At 69.9% G+C, this 25,831-nt stretch carries 19 protein-coding genes and 2 tRNA genes; 6 read left to right on the forward strand and 15 right to left on the reverse strand.

Going from position 1 to position 25,831, the window contains the following annotated elements; all coding sequences use genetic code 11:
• Nucleotides 1-4: 4 nt before the first annotated feature.
• Nucleotides 5-1,399, reverse strand: a complete 1,395-nt coding sequence (gene pdxR, locus FB384_RS01865; RefSeq protein ID WP_258937379.1) for a MocR-like pyridoxine biosynthesis transcription factor PdxR — start codon at nt 1,397-1,399, stop codon at nt 5-7.
• Nucleotides 1,400-1,480: 81 nt separating this feature from the next.
• Between pdxR and FB384_RS01870 the strand changes: the two genes are divergently transcribed.
• Nucleotides 1,481-2,149 carry a pyridoxamine 5'-phosphate oxidase family protein gene (locus tag FB384_RS01870; protein WP_183778560.1) on the forward strand — a complete coding sequence of 223 codons (669 nt, stop codon included), beginning with the start codon at nt 1,481-1,483 and terminating at the stop codon, nt 2,147-2,149.
• A gap of 22 nt (nt 2,150-2,171) precedes the next feature.
• Here FB384_RS01870 and FB384_RS01875 read toward each other — a convergent pair whose 3' ends face one another.
• The 3 genes from FB384_RS01875 to FB384_RS01885 form a co-directional block, all read right to left on the reverse strand.
• Nucleotides 2,172-2,687, reverse strand: coding sequence for a cysteine dioxygenase (locus tag FB384_RS01875; RefSeq protein WP_183778561.1), 516 nt, complete (start codon nt 2,685-2,687; stop codon nt 2,172-2,174).
• 513 nt (nt 2,688-3,200) lie between these two features.
• Nucleotides 3,201-4,262, reverse strand: a complete 1,062-nt coding sequence (locus FB384_RS01880) for an NAD(P)H-dependent glycerol-3-phosphate dehydrogenase (RefSeq protein ID WP_183778562.1) — start codon at nt 4,260-4,262, stop codon at nt 3,201-3,203.
• Nucleotides 4,255-4,953 (reverse strand): lysophospholipid acyltransferase family protein, encoded by a 699-nt coding sequence (locus FB384_RS01885; RefSeq protein ID WP_183778563.1) that lies wholly within the window; start codon nt 4,951-4,953, stop codon nt 4,255-4,257. Before FB384_RS01885 ends, FB384_RS01880 begins: the two co-directional genes overlap by 8 nt.
• Nucleotides 4,954-5,037: 84 nt before the next feature.
• Between FB384_RS01885 and cofC the strand changes: the two genes are divergently transcribed.
• From cofC to FB384_RS01900, 3 genes are read left to right on the forward strand one after another with little or no spacing between them, the layout of a single operon-like run.
• Nucleotides 5,038-5,769, forward strand: a complete 732-nt coding sequence (cofC, locus tag FB384_RS01890; RefSeq protein WP_183778565.1) for a 2-phospho-L-lactate guanylyltransferase — start codon at nt 5,038-5,040, stop codon at nt 5,767-5,769.
• A gap of 52 nt (nt 5,770-5,821) precedes the next feature.
• On the forward strand, nt 5,822-8,032 hold the full coding sequence (locus FB384_RS01895) for an RNA degradosome polyphosphate kinase (RefSeq protein ID WP_372497691.1): 2,211 nt from the start codon (nt 5,822-5,824) through the stop codon (nt 8,030-8,032).
• Complete coding sequence (locus tag FB384_RS01900; protein WP_323985094.1) at nt 8,029-8,976, forward strand: NUDIX hydrolase; 948 nt, start codon at nt 8,029-8,031, stop codon at nt 8,974-8,976. Before FB384_RS01895 ends, FB384_RS01900 begins: the two co-directional genes overlap by 4 nt.
• Before the next feature lie 219 nt (nt 8,977-9,195).
• On the opposite strand, the gene FB384_RS01905 is transcribed toward FB384_RS01900, so the two are convergent.
• From FB384_RS01905 to leuC, 3 genes are all read right to left on the reverse strand, one after another.
• A complete protein-coding gene (locus tag FB384_RS01905; protein WP_183778571.1) occupies nt 9,196-10,053 on the reverse strand; it encodes an HU family DNA-binding protein in 858 nt (285 codons plus the stop codon).
• Nucleotides 10,054-10,305: 252 nt separating this feature from the next.
• Nucleotides 10,306-10,911: a 3-isopropylmalate dehydratase small subunit gene (leuD, locus tag FB384_RS01910; RefSeq protein WP_183778572.1), complete on the reverse strand. Its 606-nt coding sequence runs from the start codon at nt 10,909-10,911 to the stop codon at nt 10,306-10,308.
• A gap of 58 nt (nt 10,912-10,969) precedes the next feature.
• Nucleotides 10,970-12,382, reverse strand: coding sequence for a 3-isopropylmalate dehydratase large subunit (gene leuC, locus FB384_RS01915; protein WP_183778574.1), 1,413 nt, complete (start codon nt 12,380-12,382; stop codon nt 10,970-10,972).
• A gap of 142 nt (nt 12,383-12,524) precedes the next feature.
• Here leuC and FB384_RS01920 point away from each other — a divergent pair, with 142 nt between their 5' ends.
• On the forward strand, nt 12,525-13,244 hold the full coding sequence (locus tag FB384_RS01920) for an IclR family transcriptional regulator (protein ID WP_183778576.1): 720 nt from the start codon (nt 12,525-12,527) through the stop codon (nt 13,242-13,244).
• A 595-nt stretch (nt 13,245-13,839) separates the two neighbouring features.
• Here FB384_RS01920 and FB384_RS01925 read toward each other — a convergent pair.
• From FB384_RS01925 to gltX, 4 genes are all read right to left on the reverse strand, one after another.
• A tRNA-Glu gene (locus FB384_RS01925) sits at nt 13,840-13,912 on the reverse strand.
• Between the two features lie 53 nt (nt 13,913-13,965).
• Nucleotides 13,966-14,037, reverse strand: a tRNA-Gln gene (locus FB384_RS01930).
• 169 nt (nt 14,038-14,206) lie between these two features.
• Nucleotides 14,207-15,046, reverse strand: coding sequence for an HAD family hydrolase (locus tag FB384_RS01935; RefSeq protein ID WP_407676056.1), 840 nt, complete (start codon nt 15,044-15,046; stop codon nt 14,207-14,209).
• Between the two features lie 87 nt (nt 15,047-15,133).
• Nucleotides 15,134-16,621 carry a glutamate--tRNA ligase gene (gene gltX / locus FB384_RS01940; protein ID WP_183778578.1) on the reverse strand — a complete coding sequence of 496 codons (1,488 nt, stop codon included), beginning with the start codon at nt 16,619-16,621 and terminating at the stop codon, nt 15,134-15,136.
• A 223-nt stretch (nt 16,622-16,844) separates the two neighbouring features.
• On the opposite strand from gltX, the gene FB384_RS01945 reads away from it, so the two are divergent.
• Nucleotides 16,845-18,077 (forward strand): FAD-dependent oxidoreductase, encoded by a 1,233-nt coding sequence (locus tag FB384_RS01945; protein WP_183778580.1) that lies wholly within the window; start codon nt 16,845-16,847, stop codon nt 18,075-18,077.
• A 1-nt stretch (nt 18,078) separates the two neighbouring features.
• Here the strand turns inward: FB384_RS01945 and FB384_RS01950 are convergent, their stop codons facing one another.
• The 4 genes from FB384_RS01950 to FB384_RS01965 all read right to left on the reverse strand — a co-directional run bounded on the left by FB384_RS01950 (nt 18,079) and on the right by FB384_RS01965 (nt 25,802).
• Entirely contained in the window at nt 18,079-18,855 is a 777-nt protein-coding gene (locus tag FB384_RS01950) for a fumarylacetoacetate hydrolase family protein (RefSeq protein WP_183778582.1), read from the reverse strand.
• A gap of 239 nt (nt 18,856-19,094) precedes the next feature.
• On the reverse strand, nt 19,095-20,729 hold the full coding sequence (gene cimA, locus FB384_RS01955) for a citramalate synthase (protein ID WP_183778584.1): 1,635 nt from the start codon (nt 20,727-20,729) through the stop codon (nt 19,095-19,097).
• Between the two features lie 473 nt (nt 20,730-21,202).
• On the reverse strand, nt 21,203-22,249 hold the full coding sequence (locus FB384_RS01960) for a 3-isopropylmalate dehydrogenase (protein WP_183778586.1): 1,047 nt from the start codon (nt 22,247-22,249) through the stop codon (nt 21,203-21,205).
• 244 nt (nt 22,250-22,493) lie between these two features.
• Nucleotides 22,494-25,802, reverse strand: a complete 3,309-nt coding sequence (locus tag FB384_RS01965) for a S8 family serine peptidase (RefSeq protein WP_221212613.1) — start codon at nt 25,800-25,802, stop codon at nt 22,494-22,496.
• Nucleotides 25,803-25,831: the final 29 nt, after the last annotated feature.

The raw sequence follows: 25,831 nt of genomic DNA on the forward strand, positions 1-25,831 counted from the left end.
CACCCTACCGGTGCCGCATCCGGGTCAGGTCAACGAGCGTCGGCACGCATTCGGCGAGCTCGGACCGCGAACACCCGGCGTAGCCGACCAGCACGCCGTGTGCCGTCGGGGCGGTGGCGAAGTGCCGGGCGAGGCCGTCGAGCAGCACGCCGCGGCGCTTGCCCGCCGCGATCCGCTCCCGCTCGTCCTCGGCAGACGGCAGCGGCACCACGAGATGTGCGCCCGCGTCGTCGCCGAGCACGGGCACGCCCGCGGTGGCGAACGCGTCGACGAGGATCGACCTCCGGTCGGACAGCTCCCGCCGCAGCCTGCGCAGGTGCCTGCCCAGATCGCCGTGCCGGGCGAGTTCGACGACCACGTGCTGCCCCGCGGGCGAGGGGCGGGTGCCGGTCAGTTCACGGTGTTCGAGCACGGCCCGCGTCACCGACGGCGGCGCCACCATCCAGCCCGCCCCCAACGTCGGGGTAAGGATCTTGCTCGTGGTGCCCAGATGCACGACGACGTCGGGCGCGAGCGAAGCCAGCAGCGGCAACGGGGCGACGTCGTAGCGCAGCTCGCCGTCGTAGTCGTCCTCCACGACGAGGAAATCCCGCTCCCTGGCCAGTTCGGCCAGCTCGACCCGCCGGGAGGCGCTCATCCGGCATCCCATCGGGTACTGGTGCGCGGGCGAGCAGTACACGACCCGCACGCCGGGGGGAATGCGGTCGGTGCGCAGCCCCTCCTCGTCCACCGGCACCCCCGCCACGCGCATGCCCGCGCGGGAGAAGGTCTGCACGGCGCGCTGATACCCCGGTTCTTCGACGGCCACGAGATCGCCGGGGGCCAGCACGGCGGCGGCGAGTTCGACCACCGCGGCCGTCGTTCCTCCGGTGGCCAGTACCGACTCGGTACCCGCGTCGAGCCCGCGGTGCCGCAACAGGTGTTCGGAGATCACCTCGCGGTACTCCCCCAACCCGGTCCGCGACAGGTACACCGCGGGCGGGGTGTCGGACGCCGCCCGCCACGCACGCCGCCACGCCGACCGGTCCAGGCCTTCCGCCCACGGCACACCGGGCAGCAGGGCGAGCCTGCCCGGCGGCAGTTCGTCGCGCGCGGCAGCGGAACGGTGTTCGGGGCGGGCACTCGGTGGCGAGGTCGTGACGTACGTGCCGGAGCCGTGTTTGCCGACGATCCAGCCCTCGGCGTGCAGCTGTTCGTAGGCGGCTGCCGTGACGGTGCGGCTGACACCGAGCCTGCCCGCCAGCGCGCGCGTGGACGGCAGGCGGTCACCGCCGCGCAGGTGTCCCGACGACGCCGATTCGCGGAGCGCGTCGGCCAGCTGCACGGCCAGTGGCACGTGCGATTCCCTGTCGAGCGTCACCGGCAACGCGGTTTCGCGCGTCGCCTCGGCGTGCGTCACACCGACTCCTTCAAAGTGGACTCCTGAACTTGCCTGATTGTGGACATTCCACCATGCCACTGCGTGGACGATCGTTGGCCCATGCCGACGTCCCCATCACTGTCCGCCACAGCCCGCAGCACGCTGACCCGCAAGCAGCAGCGAGCCGCCACCGACCGCACCGAGCTGCATGCCGTGCTCGACGCCGGACTGATCTGCCACCTCGCGCTCGTGTCCGGCGGTTCACCGCTGTGTGTCCCGACCGGGTACGGACGCGACGGCGACACGCTCTACCTGCACGGCTCCACCGGATCCGGCAACGTGCGCACCGCCGCCCGCGGCGTGGACATCTGCGTCACGGTCACGATTGTCGACGGCATCGTCTACGCGCGCTCGCTGAACAACCACTCGATGAATTACCGCTCCGCTGTCGTGCACGGCAGCTCCCGTGCGGTCACCGACGACGACGAACGAGAGCACGCCCTGCGCGTGATCAGCGAACACCTCGCACCCGGTTCGTGGGACTACGCCCGCACCCCGGACGCCAAGGAGCTGGCCGGCGTCGCGGTGCTCGCCCTCGACCTGACCGAGGCGTCGGTGAAGCTCCGCGACGGCGATCCGAGCGAACAGCCCGTGGACGTCGACCGCGACGACGTGTGGGCGGGTGTGGTCGACGTTCGCACCGTCTACGGCGCACCCCGTGCCGCGGCGTACGTCCCGGACGACGTCCCGGTCCCGCCGCACATCGCCGAACGCCCCGCCCCACGCTGACCGCACGCGAGGAAGGGGCGCGTCAGCCGGGCTCGGACACGGACCCGGCGAGCGGGTCGACGTGCACCGGCCGGACGGTGCGACCCTCGGCGCGGTAGACATGCACGCTGATGGCCGGGTCCGGGCCGTCGTTGCGCACCTCGTGCACGTAGCCGGGCCCGAACACGCGGGACTGCCCCTCGCCGAGCGTGTGCACCTCGGCGGCCGTGTGCCCGGCCGCGCCGGTTCCCGCGTCCTCGCCGGCAGCCCTGCGCCTGACGGTTTCGGTGAGCGTGCCGGACACGACGGTGAACGCCCCCGTGGCGAAGCCGTGGTCGTGCACGCCGGTGTACTGACCGGGCAACCAGCTCAGCAGCCAGACCTCGTCGCCGTCGGTGCGATCGATCAGCGCGGCGAACCGCTCGTCCGGGTCGTAGCGCAGCAGCGTGCGCCACCGGTCACGGTCGAGCGCGTAGTCGCGGGCGACACGCACGGGGTGTCGCGCGACACGGGCGGGAGATTCGGGCAGGGCGACGGTGTTCTCGGGAACGGCGAACATGGGCGTGCGGGAGATCCTTGCTGTCGGAAGGGAAGCGTCGAGCAGACGTCAAGCGGTTGCGGTGCGGACTCGGAGGTCACCGGCAACAGCGACAACAAGGCGCGCAGCACGTACCGCGGCGACCGGTGAGCGGTCCCCGTGGCGCGGATACGTTCTGCGTCAGCACGTACGCAAGAGAACCAGCCCTGTGATGGAGCGTCAAGGCGATTCCACGGAATGAAACCGCCGCGCGGGCGTGACAGCACCGGCGAGAAGCACCTGCACCAGGACCACCGCCCGAAAAACGGTCACGGCGAGGCGTACGACACAGCGGCATACGACACAGCGGGCCCGACGCAACGGGCCCGACACAACGGGGGTCCGACACCGCGCCGCCCGGCACCACGACGCCCCGGAGCACGGCGTCGCGGAGCACGGCGTCGCGGAGCACGGCGCGCGAGTGTGGCCGGTGCGCCGATCCCGTCGCGCCGGCCACACTCGCGCGAAAACCACCCCACACCCGTGCAGGGACGCTCACATGCGCTCGGGCTTCTGCTCCCGTCCGAGGAGTTCGGCGCCGACGGTGGCGGGGTCGTTGCCCTCGTGGCACACGCGGTACATCGCGTCCGTGATCGGCATGTCGACACCGGCACGGGCGGCCAGGTCACGGATCGACCGGCACGACATGACGCCCTCGGCGACCTGTCCGCCGACGGCCTCCTGTGCCTGCTCGATCGTCTCGCCGCGGCCGATGCGCTCGCCGAACGTGCGGTTCCGCGACAACGGCGAGGCACAGGTGGCCACCATGTCGCCCACACCGGCCAGGCCCGCGAACGTCATCGGGTCGGCACCGAGCTTCGCGCCCAGTCGCGCCGTTTCGGCCAGTCCTCGTGTGATGAGCGTCGCGACGGTGTTCGCGCCGAACCCCAGTCCGGCCGCGATGCCGCACGAGAGCGCGACGACGTTCTTGCAGGCACCCGCGAGCTCACTGCCGACGACGTCGGTGTTGGTGTACGGCCGGAAGTACGACGTGAACGCCGCCTCCTGCACCACGACCGCACGATCGTGGTCGCCGCAGGCGAACACGCCCGCCGCGGGCTGGCCCGCGGCGATCTCCTTCGCCAGGTTCGGTCCTGCCACGACGACGACCGAGTCCTCGGCGACGCCGGCGATCTCGCCGATCACCTCGCTCATGCGCTTGAGCGTGCCCAGTTCGACGCCTTTCGCAAGGCTCACGAGGATCGTGTCGGAGGGCAGCAACTCCCGCCAGCGGCCGAGGTTCGCGCGCAGACTCTGACTGGGCACGGCGAGCACGACGGCGTCGGGGCCGTCGAGTGCCGCGGCGGCGTCGGACGTCGCGGTGAGGTTGTCCGGCAGTACCACGCCCGGCAGGTAGCCGGAGTTCGTGTGCTGCTCGGTGATCTCTGCCGCCACCTCGGGTCTGCGCGCCCACATGGTGACGTCCCTGCCCGCGTCGGCGAGGATCTTCGCGAACGTCGTGCCCCACGATCCGGCGCCGAGCACCGTCACGGTTCGCACCGCGGGCCGCTGCGACGGTGTTTCGGCCGCGTCGGGGTGTTCCGCCCGTTCAGGCATCGCGGCCGGCCTTCGCGGGCGGCTCCTCACCACGAATGTCGGCCAGCAGCGTGGTCACCTCCGCCATCAGCAGGTCGGTGACCTCGCGCAGCACGTCGGGCGTCGGAGCCTTCTCCCGGTAGGCGCTCAGGTCGACCGGCTCCCCCACCACGTGGGTCACGGTCTTGCGCGGCAGCGGGCGGAACTTCTTGCTGTAACCGTTGAGGACCTCCTGCGTGCCCCACCGCGCACAGGGGATCACGGGGACGTCGTTGGCCAACGCCAGCCGCGCGACGCCCGTCTGCGTGCGCTTCGGCCAGAACTCCGGGTCCTTCGTGATCGTGCCCTCGGGGTAGATCACGATGACCTTGCCCTCGTCCAGCGCCTGGTGCGCCGCCTTGAGGCTGTCGCCCGCCGAGCTCGTGCCGCGGGCGACGGGGATCGAGCCGGCGCCGGTCATGATCTTGCCGAAGACCGGGACGCGCGCGAGGCTCGCCTTGGCCAGGAACCGCGGCACCCGCTTGGCCTGGTGCACGAACACCGCATCGACGGCCGGATCCAGGTGTGACACGTGGTTCATCACCAGCAGCACCGGGCCGGTACGGGGAATGCCCTCGAAGTTCCGGTACTCCCGCTTGCTCAGGTACGCCAACGGGTAGAACAACGCCGCCGCGGCACCGACCCAGAAGCCGCCCTTCTCGCGATCCGCCAAGACTCCTCCTCGCACACTTCCACATTTCGGCGCTCGATCCTCCCACAGGCGCCGGACCACGAGAGATGCGCGAAGATGGCCGATGTGACCGTCACACTCCTCGTGCCGATGAAGCCGCCTCACGTCGGCAAATCCCGGCTCCGCGGAGCGCTCGCCTCGCCCGTTTCGCCTGGTTCGCCGGACGGTGCCGGGATGCGGGCCGCCGAGGTGCACACGTCGCTGGTGCTCGCGCTGGCCAGGGACACGGTGTCGGCAGCCCTCGACACTCCCGGTGTCGACCGCGTGGTGGTCGTCACAGGCGATGTCGATGCGCTCACCCCGCTGGCCGAGCTGGGCGCCGAGATCGTCGACGACCGCGGCGCCCCTGACCTGAACACGGCGCTGCGCGCGGCCGAGCCGCTCGTCCGCGCCCCGTGCGGCGTCGCCGCCGGGCCGCCGGGAGCAGGCGGCGACCGCGGCGTGGTCGGGGCGTTACAGGCCGACCTGCCCGCCCTGCGCAGCTCCGATCTCGCTGCGGCACTCGCCGAGGCCGACGGCCGCCGTGCGTTCACCGCCGACCGCCACGGCACGGGCACGACCCTGTTGCTGTCGGCCCCCGGGGAGCCGCTCGCACCGGACTTCGGGCCCGGCTCGGCCCACGCGCACGCGCGTTCGGGAGCGGTCGCCCTCACCACTGCGGCGGCGTCGCTGCGCTCGGACGTCGACACACCGTCGGACCTGCGCCACGCCCGCACGCTCGGCCTCGGCCCGAGCACCACCGAGCTGCTGGGACGGGCGGGTGCCGTTCCGGCGGCGGCGCACCGTCCGGAGGGTTAAACCTGCCCACCGGATCTGCCCATCGAGCCGGGTGGTGGTGGACAATGCGTGCGTGACCCACGACGAGAGCACCCCGCCCGCCGCGAGCTCTCCGGACGCGAGGCGGGTGACCACCGAGCCGCCGCCGGAAGCGAACGTCGCCGACGCCACCAACCACGCCCTGCCCGCCGCCCTGCCAGCGGCGACCGCGGTCGACCGCAGCCCGGACGAGCTGCCCGACAACCGATACTTCAACCGCGAGCTCTCGTGGCAGGACTTCAACGCGCGGGTGCTCGCGCTGGCCGAGGACGAGTCCCAGCCGCTGCTGGAACGGACGAAGTTCCTCGCCATCTTCTCGTCCAATTTGGATGAGTTCTACATGGTCCGGGTGGCGGGCCTGAAACGCAGGGACGAGACCGGCCTGTCCGTACGCAGTGCGGACGGGCTGACGCCGCGGGAGCAGCTCTCCCACATCGCCAAGCGCAACCAGGAGCTCGTCGGGCGGCACAACGCCGCCTTCGAGGAGCAGGTACGCCCCGCGCTGGCGGCGGAGGGCGTCCACATCGTGTCGTGGTCCGGTTTGGACGATTCGGACCACGAGCGGCTCTCACGCTACTTCCGGGAGCAGATCTTCCCGGTGCTCACCCCGCTCGCGGTCGACCCCGCGCACCCGTTCCCGTACATCTCGGGGCTCTCGCTCAACCTCGCCGTCACGGTGCGCGATCCCGAGGAGGGCACCGAACGGTTCGCGCGGGTGAAGGTGCCGAACAACGTCCCCCGGTTGGTCCGCACCGAGCCGCAGCGTGACAGCCGCACCGCCACCTTCCTGCCCTTGGAGGAGTTGATCGCCGCCCACTTGGGCGAGCTGTTCTCCGGTATGGAGGTCATCGAGCACCACGCGTTCCGCGTCACCCGCAACGCCGACTTCGAGGTCGAGGAGGACCGGGACGAGGATCTGCTGCAGGCGCTAGAGCGGGAACTCGCGCAGCGTCGGTTCGGCCCGCCGGTGCGGCTCGAGGTCTCGCGGGACATGAGCGAGCACATGCTCGAGCTCCTGCTGCGCGAACTCGAGGTCGACCCGCGGGACGTCGTGGAGGTTCCCGGGCTGCTGGACCTGTCGTGCCTGACCCAGTTGCTGTCGCTGGACCGGCAGGAGCTCAAGGACCGTCCCTTCGTCCCCGCCACGCCACCGTCGTTCGGGGAACGGGAGACGCCCAAGAGCGTGTTCTCGACCCTGCGGGACGGCGACGTGCTCGTGCACCACCCGTACGACTCGTTCTCGACGAGCGTGCAGCGGTTCATCGAGCAGGCCGCCGCCGACGACAAGGTGCTGGCGATCAAGCAGACGCTGTACCGCACCTCCGGTGACTCGCCGATCGTCGACGCGCTCATCGACGCCGCCGAGGCGGGCAAACAGGTCGTCGCGCTCGTCGAGATCAAGGCCCGCTTCGACGAACAGGCCAACATCACGTGGGCGCGCACCCTCGAACGTTCGGGTGTGCACGTGGTCTACGGGCTCGTCGGACTCAAGACGCACTGCAAGGTCGCGCTGGTCGTGCGGCAGGAAGGGTCGACGATCCGCCGCTACTGCCACATCGGCACGGGCAACTACAACCCGAAGACCGCGCGCCACTATGAGGATCTCGGCCTGTTCACCGCGGATCCGGCGATCGGCGCCGACCTGACGGATCTGTTCAACGTCCTCACCGGCTATTCGCACCAGGCGACATACCGCAACATCCTCACCTCGCCGAACGGCATCCGGCGCGGCATCCTCGACCACGTCGCCAGGGAGATCGAGCTCGCCAGGCAGGGCCACGAGGCCGGCATCCGCCTCAAGTGCAACTCGCTCGTCGACGAACAGGTCGTCGACGGGCTGTACCGCGCGTCCCAGGCCGGTGTGCCCGTCGAGGTCATCGTGCGCGGCATCTGCACGCTCAAGCCCGGCGTACCCGGGTTGAGCGAGAACATCACGGTGCGCTCGATCCTCGGCCGGTTCCTCGAACACTCGCGGATCTTCCACTTCCGCGCCACCGGGTCGTACTGGATCGGCAGTGCCGACATGATGCACCGCAACCTCGACCGCCGCATCGAAGCGCTCGTGGAGGTTCACAACCCGAAGCTGACCGCGGAGCTGGACGAGATCCTCAGCTCCACGATGGACCCGCACACTCGGTGCTGGATCCTCGCGTCGACGGGCGAATGGCACCCCTCCCCTGCCGATTCGTCCGAGGTCCGCGACCATCAACTCGAAACGTTACGCAAGCACGGAGCAACAGGGTGAGCACTACCACCGAGGCCGCAGATCACATCGCCGCCCACGCTGCTGGGGCGGTGCTTTGGCGCCCTGCCGCTGACGGGGCCCCTGGCGTCGAGATCGCGGTCGTCCACCGGCCGCGCTACGACGACTGGTCACTACCGAAAGGACATCTCGACCCGGGGGAAACCGCCCCCGTGGCCGCGGTGCGGGAACTCAGGGAGGAAACGGGCTTCTCCGCCGTCCTCGGCGCATTCCTGAAACGTGTCGAATACCGCATCGCGCGCGGCAGGAAAGCGGTCGACTACTTCAGTGCGCGCGCCGGAGAGGGCGTATTCGAAGCGAACGGGGAAGTCGACGAACTGCGCTGGGCCGCACCGGACGACGCGGCCCAGCTGTTGACCTACGATTCGGACAGCGACGTGGTCGAGCGGTTCGCCGCCCTGCCCCAGCAGGTCACGTCGATGCTGCTCGTGCGGCACGCCAAGGCGGGCAAACGCGAGACGTGGACCGGCGACGACGACCTGCGGCCGCTGAGCGATGCGGGGGAACGTCAGGCGCGAGCCCTGCAACCGATTCTGGCCACGTTCGCCCCCGACCGGGTCTTGTCCGCTCCCCTGCTGCGCTGTGTGCAGACCGTCAAGGGTGTCGCCGAGGACCTCGGCACCGAGGTGGCGCACGACGACGCACTCTCGGAGCGCAACTTCGCGGCCGATCCCGGGCGGGCGGTGCAGCGCATCGTGGAGATCGCGGTCGAAGGTGGGACTCCGGTCGTGTGCAGCCAGGGCGGAGTGATCCCGCACGTGGTCGCCACGCTCGCCGACCGCGGCGGTGTGGCGTTGCCCCGGACCAAACCGGACGGTGTCGCGGCGAAGAAGGGTTCGGTGTGGCAGCTCACGTTCGACCGTGTCGGACGTCTCGTCGCAGCCGGCTATCTGTCGAACGCGCTGGCCGCGCCACTCGCCGTCTAGCAACCACTAGCGCCTGAGAACCACTCGCCGCCGGAAAATGGGTACCGCTGCCCGATCCCGCCGGGAACCGGCTCACCGCGGTCCCAGGCCGTCTCCGGCGGCACCGCGGTCGCAGCGTTGCGGCCGGGCCGTGAGCAGCGACGGGCCCCGCACCGCTGATGTGGTGCGGGGCCCGTCTGCGCGCGGCGCGGCCGGCGCCACGTGAACCGGCAGGCCGGCTCACTTCTTCTTGGCGGCCGTCTTCTTCGTCGTCGACGCCTTGGCAGTGGTCTTCGCCGGCGTGGCTGCCGCCTTGGTCGTCTTGGTAGCCGTCTTCGGAGCGGCCTTCGTGGTCGACTTCGACGCCGTGGACTTCGCGGCCGTCTTCGGGGCGGCCTTCGTCGCCGTCGACTTCGACGCCGTCTTCGGAGCGGCCTTGGTGGTGCTCTTGGCCGTGGACTTCGCCGCGGTGGACTTGGCGGCGGTGGACTTCGAAGCCGTCGACTTGGCGGCCGTGGACTTCGCCGCGGTGGACTTCGCGGCCGTCGCCTTGCTCGCGGTCGACTTCGACGCCGTGGACTTGGCAGCCGTCTTCGGGGCGGCCTTCGTCGCCGTCGACTTCGACGCCGTCTTCGAAGCCGTCGACTTGGTCGCGGTCTTCGGAGCCGACTTCGTGGCCGTGGCACGGGTCGCCGTCGTCGCGCGCGAACGGGTGGTCGTGCTGCGCGTGGACGAGGCCGTGGAGGTCGTGGCACGGGCGGTGGTGCCACGCGCGGTGGTACCGGACACCGGCTTGGCCTTCGTGGCCTTCGGCAGCTTCTTCGTGCCGCTCACCACATCCTTGAACGTGGTGCCCGCGCGGAAGGCCGGGACGTTGGTCTTCTTCACGCGGACGGTCTCGCCGGTACGCGGGTTCCGCGCGGTGCGGGCGGCGCGGGCGCGCTTCTCGAACACACCGAAACCGGTGATGTTCACCTTTTCGCCCTTGTTGACCGTCCGAATGATGATGTCGACGAGATTGTCGACGGCCTGCGTGGCGACCTTCTTGTCGCCCAGGCGCTCGCCGAGCGCCTCGATGAGTTGGGCCTTGTTGGCCATTCCAGTCCTCCATGAAGAACTACGTGTTACCCGGCCACACCGGCCGACATGCGCACACGGTATTACCTACGCAGCACAATTTCCAAACGGCACGCGGATTTTTCCCTTACCGGATGGGCGATCGCCGCCGATGAGCGGCGATCGACCCCGGTTCTCGGGCTGGCCGTCTGGTGTCGGATGCCGGCCGGTGGGCCGGGCCGGATTCCCTTGCTGAACAGGGAATCTTCGAGGTTCTCCAGGGAGGCGGGCTGCCTACTCCGGCTGCGCGGCCGGAAGCGTCACGGGCTTGTGGGCCGGCCGGGTGCGTTCGAACTCGGCGATGTCGTCGGCGTGGCGCAGTGTGAGGGCGATGTCGTCGAGTCCCTCCATCAGCCGCCAGCGCGTGTAGTCGTCGATCTCGAAGGGGGCACTGAAGTCCTTGGCCCGCACGGTCTTCTCCGCAAGGTCCACAGTGACCGTGGTGCCGGGCTCGTTCTCGAGGATCTTCCACAGCAGTTCGACGTCGTCGGGCGAGCACTGCGCGGCCACGAGGCCCTGCTTGCCCGCATTGCCGCGGAAGATGTCGGCGAAGCGGGACGAGATGACGACGCGGAAGCCGTAGTTCATCAGCGCCCACACGGCGTGCTCCCGCGAGGAGCCGGTGCCGAAATCGGGCCCGGCGACGAGCACGGTGCCCCGGTCGAACGGCTCGACGTTGAGGATGAAGTCCTCGTCACCGCGCCAGGCGGCGAACAGGCCGTCCTCGAAGCCGGTGCGGCTCACACGCTTGAGGTAGACGGCGGGGATGATCTGGTCGGTGTCCACGTTGGACCTGCGCAGCGGCACGCCGATGCCGGTGTGCTCGGTGATCGGTTCCATCAGGGTCTCCTGCCTGAGCGATCGGTCGTCTATGCGATCGGTGTGAAGCGGGGGTGAGTCAGAGGTCTTCCGGGGACGACAGCGTGCCGCGCACGGCTGTGGCCGCCGCCACGAGCGGCGAGACGAGGTGCGTCCGGCCGCCCTTACCCTGCCTGCCTTCGAAGTTGCGGTTGGAGGTCGAGGCGCTGCGCTCGCCCGGCTTGAGCTGATCCGGGTTCATGCCCAGGCACATCGAGCAGCCCGCCTGGCGCCATTCGGCCCCCGCGTCGATGAATACCTTGTCGAGGCCCTCTTCCTCGGCCGTCTTCCGCACGCGCATCGAGCCGGGGACCACCAGCATGCGCACACTGTCGGCGACCTTCTTGCCCCGCAGCACGTCCGCGGCGGCACGCAGGTCCTCGATCCGGCCGTTGGTGCAGGAGCCGAGGAACACCGTGTCCACCGCGATCTCCCGCAGCGGCGTTCCCGGCTCGAGATCCATATAGGACAGGGCCTTCTCGGCGGCGAACTTGGCGCTCTCGTCGCCCAGCTGCTCCGGGTCCGGCACCTTCTCGCCCAGCGGAAGCCCCTGGCCCGGGTTCGTGCCCCAGGTCACGAACGGGGTCAACGTGTCGGCGTCGATGGTGACCTCGGCGTCGAACTCGGCGTCGGCGTCGGTGCGCAGGCCACGCCACGCGGCGACGGCCTCGTCCCACTGCTCGCCCTGCGGGGCGTGCGGGCGCCCCTTGAGGTATTCGAAGGTGGTCTCGTCGGGCGCGATCATGCCCGCGCGGGCGCCCGCCTCGATGGACATGTTGCAGATCGTCATGCGGGCTTCCATCGACAGCGATTCGATGGCGCTGCCGCGGTACTCGAGCACGTAGCCCTGACCACCGCCGGTGCCGATCTTCGCGATGACCGCGAGGATGATGTCCTTGGCCGTGACGCCGGGCCGCAGCGTGCCTTCGACGTTGATCGCCATCGTCTTGAAGGGCCGCAGCGGCAGCGTCTGCGTCGCGAGGACGTGTTCGACCTCCGAAGTGCCGATACCGAAGGCCATCGCACCGAAGGCTCCGTGGGTCGACGTGTGACTGTCGCCGCACACCACGGTCATGCCGGGCTGGGTCAGGCCGAGCTGCGGGCCGATCACGTGGACGATGCCTTGTTCGGCGTCACCCATGGGGTGCAGCCGGACGCCGAACTCCTCGCAGTTCTTGCGCAGGGTGTCGACCTGGGTCTTGGACACCGGGTCGGCGATCGGCAGTTCGATGTCCACCGTGGGTACGTTGTGGTCCTCGGTGGCGATCGTCAGGTCGGGCCTGCGCACCTGACGGCCGGCGAGACGAAGGCCGTCGAACGCCTGTGGGCTGGTGACCTCGTGCACCAGATGCAGGTCGATGAAAAGCACGTCGGGCTCGGCGCCTTCGCCGCGGCGTACCGTGTGCTCGTCCCACACCTTTTCGGCGAGTGTGCGGCCCCGTTTCTCCGCCATCAGGGCTCCTCCATGAATGTCGCTGGGAACTGTGGTCGCTGGGACCGCCGTCATTGGGAAATGTGGTGGCCGGCCGGACTGTGATCGCCCGAACCGTCCCAAATGGTGGACGTCCCAGACTTCGGGATTGTAGTATCGCTGTGTGGGACAGCATAACTCTGAGGCTCAGCAGAGCGGTATCGGTGTCTTGGACAAAGCCATCGCCGTCTTGCAGGCGGCGGCGCAGCAGCCGTGCGGCTTGGCAGAGTTGTGCGCCGAGACAGGGTTGCCGCGGGCGACGGCCCACCGCTTGGCAGTGGGACTCGAGGTGCATCGGCTACTGCGGCGCGGACCCGACGGCCGCTGGCGTCCCGGGGCGGCCCTGGCGGAACTGTCCGGAGGAACGGCGGATCCGCTACTGGACGCGGCGGCGGTCGTGTTGCCCAAATTGCGGGACATGACGGGCGAGAGCGTGCAGGTGTACCGCCGCGACGGGGTGCAGCGGGTGTGCGTGGCATCGGCGGAACCGCCGAGCGGGCTGCGCGACACGGTGCCGGTGGGCTCGCGGCTGCCGATGACGGCCGGATCCGGGGCGAAGGTGCTGACGGCGTGGGCGGATGCCCATACGCAGCAGGCGATTCTCTCGGATGCGGTGTTCGGGGAGCGGACGCTGCTGGAGGTTCGGCGTCGCGGCTGGGCGCAGAGTGTCGCCGAGCGGGAGCCCGGGGTGGCGAGCGTCTCGGCGCCGGTGCGGGATTCGTCGGGTGCCGTCGTGGCGGCGGTGTCGGTGTCGGGTCCGGTGGACCGGATCGGCCGCAAGCCCGGCGCCCGGTGGGCCAGCGATCTCCTCGACGCGGCGGAAGGCCTCCAGGAACGCCTCTGACTCCTCAACCCCGAGGCCGCGCCCGGCTTTCGCCAGCGCCGCTCCCCGAGCACGACTCAGCGCAACGGAGCCCCCGGCCCCACACTCCCCCGAAACCCGCACCGGCCGAGCGAGCGCCGGCGAGCAACGGCGCCATGACGACCGCCCACGCCAAGAAACCCGCGGCGAAGGACACGCCTGAAACCGCCCCACGCCCCGAAACCGGCACCAGCCGAGCGAGCGCAGCGAGCAAGGGCGCCGAGACAACGGCCCACGCCTTACCCTCACCCCGAGAAGCCGAGCGAGCGCCAGCGAGCAACGGCGAACCATCACTCCACACTCGCACCCACAGCATCGCGGTGAGCGCCAGCGAACCGTCGACCCACGCGCAGCGAGGTCGACGCCCCTCCCCACCCAGGCCGGCGAGGCCGGCGAGCGCAGCGAGCACGGCCGGACCCACCCACCCCACGCAACACACGAACGCCGAGCAACCACAGGCAGGGGGTCCGGGGGCGAAGCCCGCCGGGCTCGGGGCGTGGGGGCTGCGCCCCCACAAGACACAACGAGAAAAGCCCTATCTGCGCTTTCCGCAGATAGGGCTTTTCCGTTTTTCTTGTACCCCCGATGGGATTCGAACCCACGCTACCGGCGTGAGAGGCCGGCGTCCTAGGCCGCTAGACGACGGGGGCATGTTCTTTTATGTTGGAAGAGAACTTACCAGAGCGGCTTGTTCGCTTCTCAGCTGGGGTACCAGGACTCGAACCTAGACTAACTGAACCAGAATCAGTCGTGCTGCCGATTACACCATACCCCAACGGATACTTCGTCCAAGTCGGCCGGCGGACTGCCGTTCGCCAGGTTCCTACCCGGTCCGTATCGCGTTGTTGAAGAAAGCATAGACCACGCTCTGTGGCCGCTTGCAGCCGGGGCCCGTTTCGGCGGCGGCGGGCCCATTGCCGCAGGTATTGCGGCCTGAGTGGCCGTCAGCGGGGCGCCGGGACGCCGACGCGGACGAACTCGGACACCAACAGCTCGGGCAGTGCGGCGAGCGTGGTGAGGACGGGGACGTCGGCGGGTGCTGCACCGCGGACGGCGTCGTCGGTGTCGGCGGAGACCTCTGCCCCACTTCCGGCCGCCCCGTCGGGGTCTCGATGGAGCCAGATTCCGGTGAGACCGGCGTCACGCGCGCCGATGGCGTCGGTGGTGAGTTTGTCCCCGAGGTGCACGGCTTCGCGGGGGTCGCACCCGAGCTGGAGGCACACGGACTGGAACATCGCGGGATCGGGCTTGGCGACACCGAGTTCGCCCGCGATGGCGACGTGGTCGAAGAACCGGGCCAGACCGAGTGCGGCGAGTTTGTCGCGTTGATGGGCGCCGGAGGCGTTCGTCACGGCGGCCAGTTGCACGCCCGCGGCGGCGAGCCATTCGAGACACGGCACGACGTCGTCGAAGAGCCGCCAGGAGCGGTTCAGCAGCGCTTTGCGACGGGTTTCGAACACTGCCGCGTCGGCGAGGTCGACGTCCATGCCGAGTCCGCGCAGGAACGCATGGCTGCGGCGCGCATGCATGTCGGCGTAGTCGAGTTCACCCGCGACGACGCGTGCGACGTGCTCGTCGGTGACGCGTTCCCATTCGTCCCAGATGTCGGCGCGTCCGGTCAGGGTGGCGAGCGTGCGCTTGCCCGTCGCCGTGAAGTCGATCAGCGTGTCGTCGATGTCCAGGCACACGGCCCGGAGTTCGGGCGGTGCCCAGACGTCGACGTCGTCGCGATCGGCGTCGGCGACGGAATGCGGAGCTGTCGGGGAGCCAAGCGCAAAAGCCACTCACGCGAGGCTAGGGGTTTTTGCGCCGGACCGACTCTGCTGACGAGGTGATATGGCCGAGTCTGTTTCGGTCCAGCTCGCCTACGCTCAGTTGCCCGGCAACGCCCGGCGCAGCCGTCCGAGTGACACGTCACGGCCGAGCAATTCCATCGATTCGTAGAGCGGTGGTGACACCGTGCGTCCGGTCACAGCGACGCGCACGGGCGTGAAAGCCTTGCGCGGCTTGAGCCCCAGCCCTTCCACGAGCGCATCCTTGAGCGCCTGCTCGATGTCGGCCGCGGCCCACGTCGAGAGTCCCTCCAGGGCCTCGATGGCCGCACGCAGCGCCGGTTCGGAGTCCGGGCCGAGCGCCTTCGTGGCGGCTGCCTCCTCGGGGGCGAACTCGGCCTCGTCGACGAACAGGAACCGCAGCAGATCGCACGCCTCGGACAGCACCGCGACACGTTCCTGCACGAGCGGTGCGATCGCGGCGAGCTTCGCCTGCTGGTCCTCCGGCGCCTGCGCCGGCAGCACGCCCGCGTCGACGAGGTACGGCGTGACGCGCGCGACGAAATCGTCGTGGCTCAGCGTTCGCACGTGGTTGCCGTTGATCGACTCGGCCTTCTTGAGGTCGAACCGTGCGGGGTTGGCGCTGACCTTGGTGATCTCGAACGCCTCGATGAGCTCGTCGACGGTGAAGATGTCGCGGTCGTCGGCGATCGACCAGCCGAGCAGCGCCAGGTAGTTCAGCAGCCCCTCGGGGATGAAACCACGGTCCCGGTAGTTGAACAGGTTCGACTGCGGGTCTCGTTTGGACAGTTTCTTGTTGCCCTCGCCCATGACGTACGGCATGTGGCCGAACTCGGGGACGAACTCGGCGACGCCCACCCGCTGCAGCGCCCGGTACAGCGCGATCTGCCTCGGCGTCGACGGGAGCAGGTCCTCGCCGCGCAGCACGTGGGTGATGCGCATCAGCGCGTCGTCGACGGGGTTGGTCAGCGTGTAGAGCGGCGCTCCGTTGCCGCGCACCAGCACCGGGTCGGGGATGGTGCCCGCCTTGAACTCGATCTCGCCGCGCACGAGGTCGTTCCAGGACAGGTCCTCGTCCGGCATCCGCAGGCGCAACACCGGTTCGCGACCCTCGGCGCGGAAGGCCTGCTTCTGCTCCTCGGTGAGGTCGCGGTCGTAGTTGTCGTAGCCGAGCTGCGGGTCCTGCCCGGCGTCCTTGCGCCGTTGCGCGGCCTCCTCGCCGGTGGAGAACGCCTCGTACAGCTCGCCCGCCTCGAGGAGCTTGGCGGCGACGTCGCGGTAGATGTCGGCGCGTTCGCTCTGCCGGTACGGGCCGTACTCGCCGCCGACACCGGGACCCTCGTCCCAGTCGATCCCGAGCCACTGCAGGGCGTCGAGCAGCGCCGTGTACGACTCCTCGCTGTCGCGCGAGGCGTCGGTGTCCTCGATGCGGAACACGAGCTTTCCGCCGTTGTGCCGGGCGAACGCCCAGTTGAACAGCGCGGTGCGGATCAGGCCCACGTGGGGCGTACCGGTGGGCGACGGGCAGAAGCGAGCACGAACGGCGGCAGGCTTGTTCTCAGTCATAGCCCACCCAGCGTAGCGCTGTTGACTTCGGCCGCCCGCGAGCGCATGCTGAAACTATTCAACGATCGTTGAATAAAAGACCGGGGGCAATGACCGGGAGCGATGACCGGGAGCGATGGCCGGCAGCGACGGCCACGAGCGGAGCCGGGAGCGGACCCCGCGGGCGACCCCGGAAGGGCGAGCTCCGGTGAGCGAACGTCGACGAGGAAACGAGGTGGTCGTGATGACCGCACGGACGAACTGCGTCATCGCCGGTGGCGGGCCCGCCGGCATGGTGCTCGGACTGCTGCTCGCCCGGGCGGGCATCGAGGTGACGGTGCTGGAGAAGCACGGCGATTTCCTTCGCGACTTCCGCGGCGACACCGTGCACCCGTCGACGCAGACGCTGCTCGACGAACTCGGACTCGGCGAGGAGTTCGCGACCCTGCCGCAGACCCGACTGCACGAGATCGCCTTCCCCGCCGCGGACGGCACGTCGGTGGTGGTGGGCGATCTGCGCAGGCTGGCCCGCTGGACGCGACACCCGTACATCGCGCTCACGCCGCAGTGGGACCTGCTGAACCTGCTCGCGAAGGCCGGTGCCGACGAACCGACGTTCACCCTGCGCATGAACACGGAGGTCACCGGACTCCTCCGGCAGGAGGGCCGGGTCGTGGGCGTGCGCTACCGCGGGCAGGACGGTGAGGGAGAGCTGCGCGCCGACCTGACCGTGGCCGCCGACGGCCGCTGGTCGTTCGCCCGGCGCGAGGTCGGGCTGACGCCGAAGGAATGGCCGGTGCCCTTCGACGTCTGGTGGTTCCGGCTCGGCCGCGATCCCGACGACACGACCGCCGCGCTGTCGCCCACGATGCGCAGCGGCCGGTTCGTCCTCGACATCCCGCGCGAGGGCTTCCACCAGCTCGCCTACCTCGGCCGCAAAGGCACCGACGGCGACCTGCGCAGGCGCGGCGTCGAAGCGTTCCGACGCGACATCGCGGAGGTCCTGCCGCACCTCTCGCACCGGGTCGGCGACCTGACGTCGATGGACGACGTCAAACACCTCGACGTGCGGCTCAACCGGCTGCCCCGGTGGCACACGGAGGGGCTGCTGTGCATCGGTGACGCCGCGCACGCGATGTCACCGATCGGCGGGGTCGGCATCAATCTGGCCGTGCAGGACGCGGTGGCCGCCGCGAGACTGCTGGCCGGGCCGCTGCGGCGTGGCACGCCGACGGCCGCCGACCTGGCCGCAGTGCGCAAGCGCAGGCTGCTGCCGACGGCGGCGGTGCAGACGCTGCAACGGCTGATGCACCGGATGGTGGCCGCTCCGGTCGTGGAAGGCAGGCGGCTGGGCCCGCCGAAACCCGTCCAGCGGCTGCTGCGCAGGGTTCCGGCACTGTCGCTCGTGCCCGCCTACCTCGTCGGTATCGGGCTCCGGCCCGAGCAGGCGCCGGAGTTCGCCCGCAGAAGGCCGTGAATCAGGCGTCCTCGACGGGATTGGTCAGGGTGCCGATCCCGTCGATGGTCACCGACACCTCCTGACCGGCGACGATGGGGCCGACACCGGCGGGAGTTCCGGTGAGGATCGTGTCGCCCGGCAGCAACGTCATCACCGACGAGACGAACTCGATCAGCTCGGGGATCTTGTGGACGAGCTCCGAGGTGCGCGAGTCCTGTTTGGTCTCGCCGTCGACCGTGGTGCGGATGGCCAGGTCGGCCGGGTCGAGCGCGGTCTCGATCCACGGTCCGATCGGGCAGAACGTGTCGAATCCCTTGGCGCGGCCCCACTGCCCGTCCGAGCGCTGGAAGTCGCGGGCGCTGACGTCGTTGGCGACCGTGTAGCCGAGCACGGCCTGCGCCGCCTGCGCCGCGGGGACGTTCTTCACGGGCTGGCCGATGATGACGGCGAGTTCGCCCTCGAAGTCGACCTGCTCGGACTGCTTCGGCCTGCGGATGGGCGCGTTCGGCCCGATGACGGTCGTCGACGGCTTGAGGAAGATCATCGGCTCGGCCGGGACCTCGTTGCCCATCTCCCGGGCGTGATCGGCGTAGTTGCGGCCGACGGCGATCACCTTCGTCGGCAGGATCGGCGAGAGCAGGCGGGTGTCGGCCAGCGGCCACTTCCTGCCGGTGTAGTTCGGCTTACCGAACGGATGGTCGGCGATCTCCGAGACCATCGTGTCGTCGCTGTCGCCGTCTCCGTCCACCGAGACGAAGGCGACTCCTTCCGGGTGAGCAATCCGAGCCAAACGCACGCTGGAATCCTACCTGCGGCGCGGAGCGCCTCGTGTTGGGTGGTGGTGGGCGACGGGTGGGCTTAAACAGTGGCGCGGAGCGTCTCCGTTTGGGCGGCGGTGGGTGACGGGCGGGCCCCGCGTGTTCTGCGCCCACCCGTCTCCCGGCCACCACCCTCGTCGACACGCGGCCTCACGACTGCATTGGATGCGACCAACGTGCCCCTGGGGACAAGGGCGCGCCAGCAGGCGGCTCCGGGTCAGGACGACCGGTCGGGGGTCACCCGCATCGCCTTGTGGGCGAGCGCGTCGCACAGCGCCAGCCAGCTGGCTTCGACGATGTTCTCGTGCACACCGACGGTCGTCCATTCGCGTTCGCGGTCGGACGATTCGACGAGCACGCGGGTGACCGCACCGGTGCCCTGGCGGTTGACCAGGATGCGCACCTTGTAGTCGGACAGCGACATCTCGTCCAACCACGCCAGATGCGGTTGCAGCGCCTTGCGCAGGGCGGCGTCGAGCGCGTTTACGGGGCCGTTGCCCTCGGCCGTCGCGATGACCCGCTCCCCCGCGACGTGGACCTTCACCGTCGCCTCGGACACGATCTCGCCGTCGGTGCGGTGGTCGAGCACCACGCGGTACGACTCGAGCTCGAACGGTGGGCCCACGGGTTCCTGTCCGTCCGAGCCCGCGATCTCCCGCCGCATCAGCAGTTCCAGCGAGGCGTCGGCCGCTTCGAACGACCAGCCGCCCGCCTCGAGGTCCTTCACCTTGTGGACCGTGTTGCTGAGTGCACGGGGATTGCCCGCGAGGTCCACACCGAGTTCCTGCCCCTTGAGCTCGAGGCTCGCCTTGCCCGCCATCTCCGTGACGAGCACGCGCATGTCGTTGCCGACCAGCGCGGGGTCGATGTGGTTGTACAGCAACGGGTCCACTTTGATCGCGCTCGCGTGCAGCCCCGCCTTGTGAGCGAAGGCCGACGACCCGACGTAGGCCTGGTGGGTGTCGGGTGCGATGTTCGCGATCTCTGCCAATGCGTGGGAGACGCGGGTCAGCTCGGCCGCTCCCCCGGAAGGCAGGACGTCCATGCCGAGCTTGGCCACGAGGTTGCCGGTGACGGCGAACAGGTCGGCGTTGCCCGCCCGTTCGCCGTAACCGTTGGCGGTGCACTGCACGTGGGTCGCGCCCGCCTGCACCGCGGCGATGCTGTTGGCCACGGCGCACGAGGTGTCGTCCTGACAGTGGATGCCGATGCGCAGCCCGGTGCGCTCGCGCACCTCGCGCACCGTGTCGGCCAGCCCCAGCGGCAACTGTCCCCCGTTGGTGTCACACAGGACGACGACGTCGGCGCCGGCCGATCCCGCGGCGTCCAGCACGCGCAGGGCGGTGTCCGGATCGTAGGCGTAGCCGTCGAAGAAGTGCTCCGCGTCGAGGAACACCCGCCTGCCCTCGCCGGTCAGGAACTCGACCGTGTCGGCGACCATCGCGCACGCCTCGTCGACGTCCACTCGCAACGCACGCTCGATGTGCCGGACGTCCGATTTGGCCACGAGCGTGACGACCGGCGCCTGCGAATCCAGCAGTGCGCGGACCTGCGGGTCGTCACCGGCAGCCACACCGGAACGCCGAGTCGATCCGAACGCGACGAGCGCGGCGTGCTTGAGCTGCAGTTCCCCCGCCGCGGCACGAGCGAAGAACTCGGTGTCCTTCGGCATCGCGCCGGGCCAGCCGCCCTCGATGAACCCGACGCCCAGCTCGTCGAGGTGCCGTGCCACGGCGAGCTTGTCGGCGACCGAGTACGAAATGCCCTCGCGCTGCGCACCGTCGCGCAGCGTCGTGTCGTACAGGTGGAAATCGTCGCCGAGCGGGGTGCCTGCGGGTTCCGTGCGGGTCACGGGTTCGTCTCCTCGTCGCGGTGTGCGAACAACTGTGGGATGGCCGGCGGGCGGCGGGCGATGACGCGCGACCGGAAGCGGCCACAAAAAAGACCCCCCGCGGTGGATGCGAGAGGTCTGCGCGCCGGGTGCTCCTACGGGGCACTTACCCGGCGCGCCTGCCAATAATGATCACGCGAAACGTGTCCATGGGCCGAATCATGCCACACCACATGCGAGCGAGTCCAACCACTGGTCTCCGCTCCCACATCCCGGACTCGTAGCCGTCCCCCATTTCACGCCGTCCCCCATTTCACGTCGGCCACAGCGTCACGGCAGCTCTGGCCGCGTTTCCGGCCACTCCGAGTCCCTCTCGTCGACCGTCCCGTCGTGGCGGCGGATACCGCAGGCGATAGGCCGCAGGCGGGCCCGAACATGCGACAGGCGCCCCGGCCGTTACGGCCGGGGCGCCTGTCAGGTCTCGGTGGCGCTGCTCAGAGCGCCGGACGCGGCGCCGCGTTGGACGACACCAGCGCCGCGAGACGGTCACCGATCGCCGTCGTCGTCCCCGGCGAGGCCTGGTCGCGCGTCGCGAGGTCGAAGGCGACCGACGCCTCGATGCGGCGGGCGGCTTCCTTCTCGCCGAGGTGGTCGAGCAGCAGCGACACCGACAGCACCGTGGCGGTCGGGTCGGCCACGTTCTGCCCGGCGATGTCGGGCGCGCTGCCGTGCACCGGCTCGAACATGCTCGGGTTACGGCCCGAGATGTCGAGGTTGCCGCTGGCCGCGAGGCCGATACCGCCGGTCACGGCGGCCGCCAGGTCGGTGATGATGTCGCCGAAGAGGTTGTCGGTGACGATCACGTCGAACCGGCTCGGGTCGGTGACCATGTGGATCGTGGCCGCGTCCACGTGCGAGTACGCCACCGACACCTCGGGGTACTCGAGCGAGACCTCTTCCACGATCCGCGACCACAACGACCCGGAGTACTCCAGCACGTTGGTCTTGTGCACGAGCGTGAGGTGCTTGCGCGGGCGCTCGTTCGCCCGGCGGAAGGCGTCCGACACGACCCGGCGGATGCCGAAGGCCGTGTTCAGGCTGACCTCCGTCGCGATCTCGTGCTCGGTGTCCTTGCGGAGCAGACCGCCGTTGCCGGCGTACGGGCCCTCGGTGCCCTCACGGACGACGATCATGTCGATCTCGCCCGGGTCCCCCAACGGGCCCTGCACGCCGGGGTACAGACGGCCGGGGCGGAGATTGACGTGGTGATCGAGCTCGAACCGAAGCCGCAGCAGCAGGCCGCGCTCGAGAATGCCGCTCGGCACACTCGGATCGCCGACCGCGCCCAGCAGGATCGCGTCGTGCTCGGCGAGTTCGCCCAGCACCGACTCGGGCAGCAGTTCACCCGTCGAGTGCCAGCGGGACGCACCGAGGTCGTAGCTGGTCGTCTCGGCGTTCGGGACGACCTCCCCGAGGACCTTGATCGCTTCGGAGACCACTTCGGGCCCGATCCCATCACCCGGGATCACAGCGAGCCGCATCCACACACCTCCGTCAGACCGGGTCCCATCGACCGCGGGTACCCCATTCGCATCCAAAGCCAGCGACGGCAGGTTACCGGGCGTCGACGAACTGTCGACCCGCGACCACCCCAACGGCCCATGCGCCACCGTCGCGGGTCCCCCGTCCGGTGGTCTCACAGGTGTGCCCGGGACCCCGCGCGAGGGTCCCGGGCACACCTGGTCACGCGATCGGCATGACCCGCAGCGAGCCCGCCTCGCCCGCTCAGCCGTCGTTGGTCGACACCGGCCGGTGGTCGAGCTCGTGGATGCCGACCGCCGAGGCGCGCCTGCCGGAGGCGTTGTGGTGGTTCAGCACCAGCAGTCCCTCGGCCGAGTCCGCCGAGTCCGGGTTGCGCGTCACCGTGAACCGGTCACCGCGACCGGCCACGTACGACAGCGCAGCGGCACCGTCGGCGCCCGCGACGGTGTAGGCCGGGTTCAGCGGATCAAATGCGATCGGCTCGTCGATCCTGTCCACATCGCCCGTCTCCGGGTCGCCGTAGAAGCCGGAGACGCCGACCGTGTAGCTGATCTCGTGCGAGTCGTCCGACGGGTCGATCCCCAGCGCACCCAGCGACACCGGCAGCACCGCGACGTTGCTGTCGAACGTGTTGGTGTCGACGTCACCGAACTGCCCGTTGACCGGCTGCAGGTCCACAGTGGAACCGTCGGACAACCGAACGGTCTGGGCGACAAGTACGTCAGTGGACGGCATCGGCATGGCGTACGTCTCGTAGTCGGCCTCACCGTCGCCGTCGGTGTCGGTGTGGACGTACGGGATCGTGTGCCCGCCGAGACTCGACCAGTTGCCCCATGTGGACAGTCCGAACGCGAGCATCGCACCGTCGCCCTCGCCCACCGACGTGGCACCGACGTGGCGCAGGTCGCCGCCCTCGGCGGTCTCGTTGACCGCACAGCCGCTCGTCTGCTCGCCGAGGCAGGGCGGCAGCTTCGGCGACCGGGCGTGCAGCTCCATGATGCTCATCAACGACCGGTAGGCCTCACTGCCGGAACCCTGGTCCAGGCCGCGACCCAGTACCCGCACGTCCGCGGTGTCGGACCCGCCCCGGAAGGCGATGTTCCGGGAGTGGTGCAGTTTCGCCACCGGCTTCGGCGCTGCGTGCACCGGGAGCCGCAGCGTCGCACCCTGGCCCTGGGGCTCGAGCACCATGCGCCCCGCGGCCTCGGCGACGAACTGCCGCGGCACGTCGAGCTGGTTGCGCTCCAGTGTCGGATCGATCGTCTTGCGCATCGCCGCCGGGTCGATCCGCAGCTTCACGGCCACGTCGGCGCTGCCGCGGGCCGGCACGGTCACCGACTCGGACGAGAGTTCGTAGCTCACCCCCGGGACGGTGGACGAGGCCGCATAGCGCAGCGAGTACCGCTTGGTCTCGTCACCCTTGTTGACGATACGGACCACCTCGCGCTTCACGGTCGGTTGGCTAACCTCCAGCACGCCGAACGACACACTGACGGCCTTGCGGTCGTGCAGCGAGTAGGCCATGACGTCGTTGTCGATCGCGGCCCGCGCGTCGACACGGCCCGCACCGACCCGCTGCGGCCCGACGACGGTGCCCTCGGAGGTCACCTCGTGGGCCGCGGTGTTCATGACCGAGTTCTTGACCTCGGTGGCGTTCCAATCCGGGTTGGCCTCCCACACCAGCGCCGTGATGCCCGCCGCATGCGGCGAGGCCATCGACGTGCCCGACATGACCGTGGCGGCGTCCCCGCCACCCATCAGGGCCGAGGCGATCGTGTCGCCGGGCGATGCCAGGTCCGGTTTGACCGCGGGGCCGCGCACCCCGCGCGAGGTGAACGAACTCGGGGTGTCCTCGATGGACTCGTCCTCGGTGGGAAGCGACGTGCGGCCATCACCGGTCATGGTGACCTCGAGGGTGCCCGCGTCGAGGGCAGGACGCAGGTTCTCCGTGGCCTCACCGGTCAACTGGAAGACCGGAACGTCCTCGTTGCCCGCGATGGCCGCGCCGAAGTTCTGCACCCCGGAGGTGAACACGACGCCGGCGGCACCGGCCGCCGTGGCATGGTCCGCGCGGGCGCCCGAACCGCACTGCCGCGTCTCGTCGTTGTCGTCCCACTCGAGCCAGGCGATCTTGTCCTTCACCGCGGCCGCGTCGGACTCGGAGAACTCCGCGCAACCGTCGGCGTTGTCGCCGGAGAGCGCCACGACCGGCTTCGTGATGTCGAGCGAGTCGTAATCGGCGTAGTGGAGGCTGAACTGGCCTGCGACCTTTCCGGCCACATCGGACGGTGCAGCCACCTCGACGGCGTCGCGCAACACGTAGGAGTCACGAATGCTCGCCACGCCCAGGCCCTCGGGCGTGTTGCCGGGGCTGCCGCCGATGTCGTACAGGTCGCCGCCGTTGCCCGCCGACATCACCGGCAGCACGTCGTTGGCGACGAGCTTGCGCACGAAGTCGGCCTCCGGATCGTCCGGCGCGCCGTAATCACTGCCGACCGACATGTTGACGACGTCGAGCTTGTCGGAGAAGTCACCATCGCCGTTCGGGTCGAGCGTCCAGTCCATCGCCTCCGCCATGACGGCCGTCGAGCCGGCGCAGCCGAACACCTTGATGTCGTACAGCTCGGCCTTCGGTGCGCTGCCCGGCGCGACCTTCATGTCCATCAGCGCGTCGCCGTCGAGCTTCGAGTAGTCACCGCTGAATGTCGATCCGTCGGCCTCGACGCCGTAGCCCGCCGCGGTACCGGCCACGTGCGTGCCGTGATCCATGCACGGCAACGGGTTCGGGTCCGGCTTCGGGGTCTCCGAGCCGTTCTCGCCCGACGCGTCGTAGTCGTCGCCGACGAGGTCCGTGCCGCCCGCGACCTTCGCCGACGGGAACAGCTCCGGGGCCTCCTTCGTCGGGTCGACCGATTCGTAGGCGTCCTTCGTCCCCGGCCCGCCGAACGTGGCGTGCGTGTAGTCGATACCGCTGTCGATGACACCGACCTTGACGCCCTCGCCGTAGTGGCCGGTCTGCTGCCAGACGTTGATGGCCTTGGTCAGCTGATCGGCACCGGCGTTCTGGTGCTTCTTCGGCACGATCGGCTTCACGGACACGACGTCGTCGCGGCCGGCCAGCTCACGCAGGCGCTCCGCGTCGGCCGCGACGACCGCACCGGCGATCGCGTTGGCCGTGCGTGCCAGCACCGTCGTGCTGCCGTCGGAGGCCCTGAGATTGCCGACGACCGTGTCGACGGCGCCCAGCGCGGCGGACCTGGCACGTTTCGCCGCCTTCGCGGCGGCGTTCGTGCCCTTGCCCTTCTCGTCGTTGAACGCGTCGACCGCGGACCGCTTCTTCACCTCGACGAAGGCCGCGGTGCGGCCCTGCGATTCGGCCAACGGCGGGGAAATGCCGCCATCGGCGCGACCCGGGTCGAGGTCGTCTGCCGAGGCGGTCGGCAAGGGTTCGATACGCGCTGCGTCCTGCGCCGACGCCCCGCCTGCCGCGAACGTGACGGCCAGCAGGACGGTCGAACAGATCGCGAGCAGACGTGCTCGCCAGCGGTTCATATGGGGGCGCCCCCAATGGGTCGGGAGGT

Origin of the sequence: Prauserella sediminis (assembly GCF_014195435.1) — a bacterium.
Lineage (GTDB): Bacteria > Actinomycetota > Actinomycetes > Mycobacteriales > Pseudonocardiaceae > Prauserella > Prauserella salsuginis.

Coding starts and splice junctions, on each gene's coding strand:
- leuD (WP_183778572.1), bottom strand. CDS start 10,911: ATGGAACCGATCACCGAGCACACCGGCATCGGCGTGCCGCTGCGCAGG.
- gltX (WP_183778578.1), bottom strand. CDS start 16,621: ATGACTGAGAACAAGCCTGCCGCCGTTCGTGCTCGCTTCTGCCCGTCG.
- FB384_RS01870 (WP_183778560.1), top strand. CDS start 1,481: ATGCCGACGTCCCCATCACTGTCCGCCACAGCCCGCAGCACGCTGACC.
- FB384_RS01965 (WP_221212613.1), bottom strand. CDS start 25,802: ATGAACCGCTGGCGAGCACGTCTGCTCGCGATCTGTTCGACCGTCCTG.
- FB384_RS01905 (WP_183778571.1), bottom strand. CDS start 10,053: ATGGCCAACAAGGCCCAACTCATCGAGGCGCTCGGCGAGCGCCTGGGC.
- leuC (WP_183778574.1), bottom strand. CDS start 12,382: ATGGCGGAGAAACGGGGCCGCACACTCGCCGAAAAGGTGTGGGACGAG.
- FB384_RS01875 (WP_183778561.1), bottom strand. CDS start 2,687: ATGTTCGCCGTTCCCGAGAACACCGTCGCCCTGCCCGAATCTCCCGCC.
- FB384_RS01960 (WP_183778586.1), bottom strand. CDS start 22,249: ATGCGGCTCGCTGTGATCCCGGGTGATGGGATCGGGCCCGAAGTGGTC.
- FB384_RS01945 (WP_183778580.1), top strand. CDS start 16,845: ATGACCGCACGGACGAACTGCGTCATCGCCGGTGGCGGGCCCGCCGGC.
- FB384_RS01880 (WP_183778562.1), bottom strand. CDS start 4,262: ATGCCTGAACGGGCGGAACACCCCGACGCGGCCGAAACACCGTCGCAG.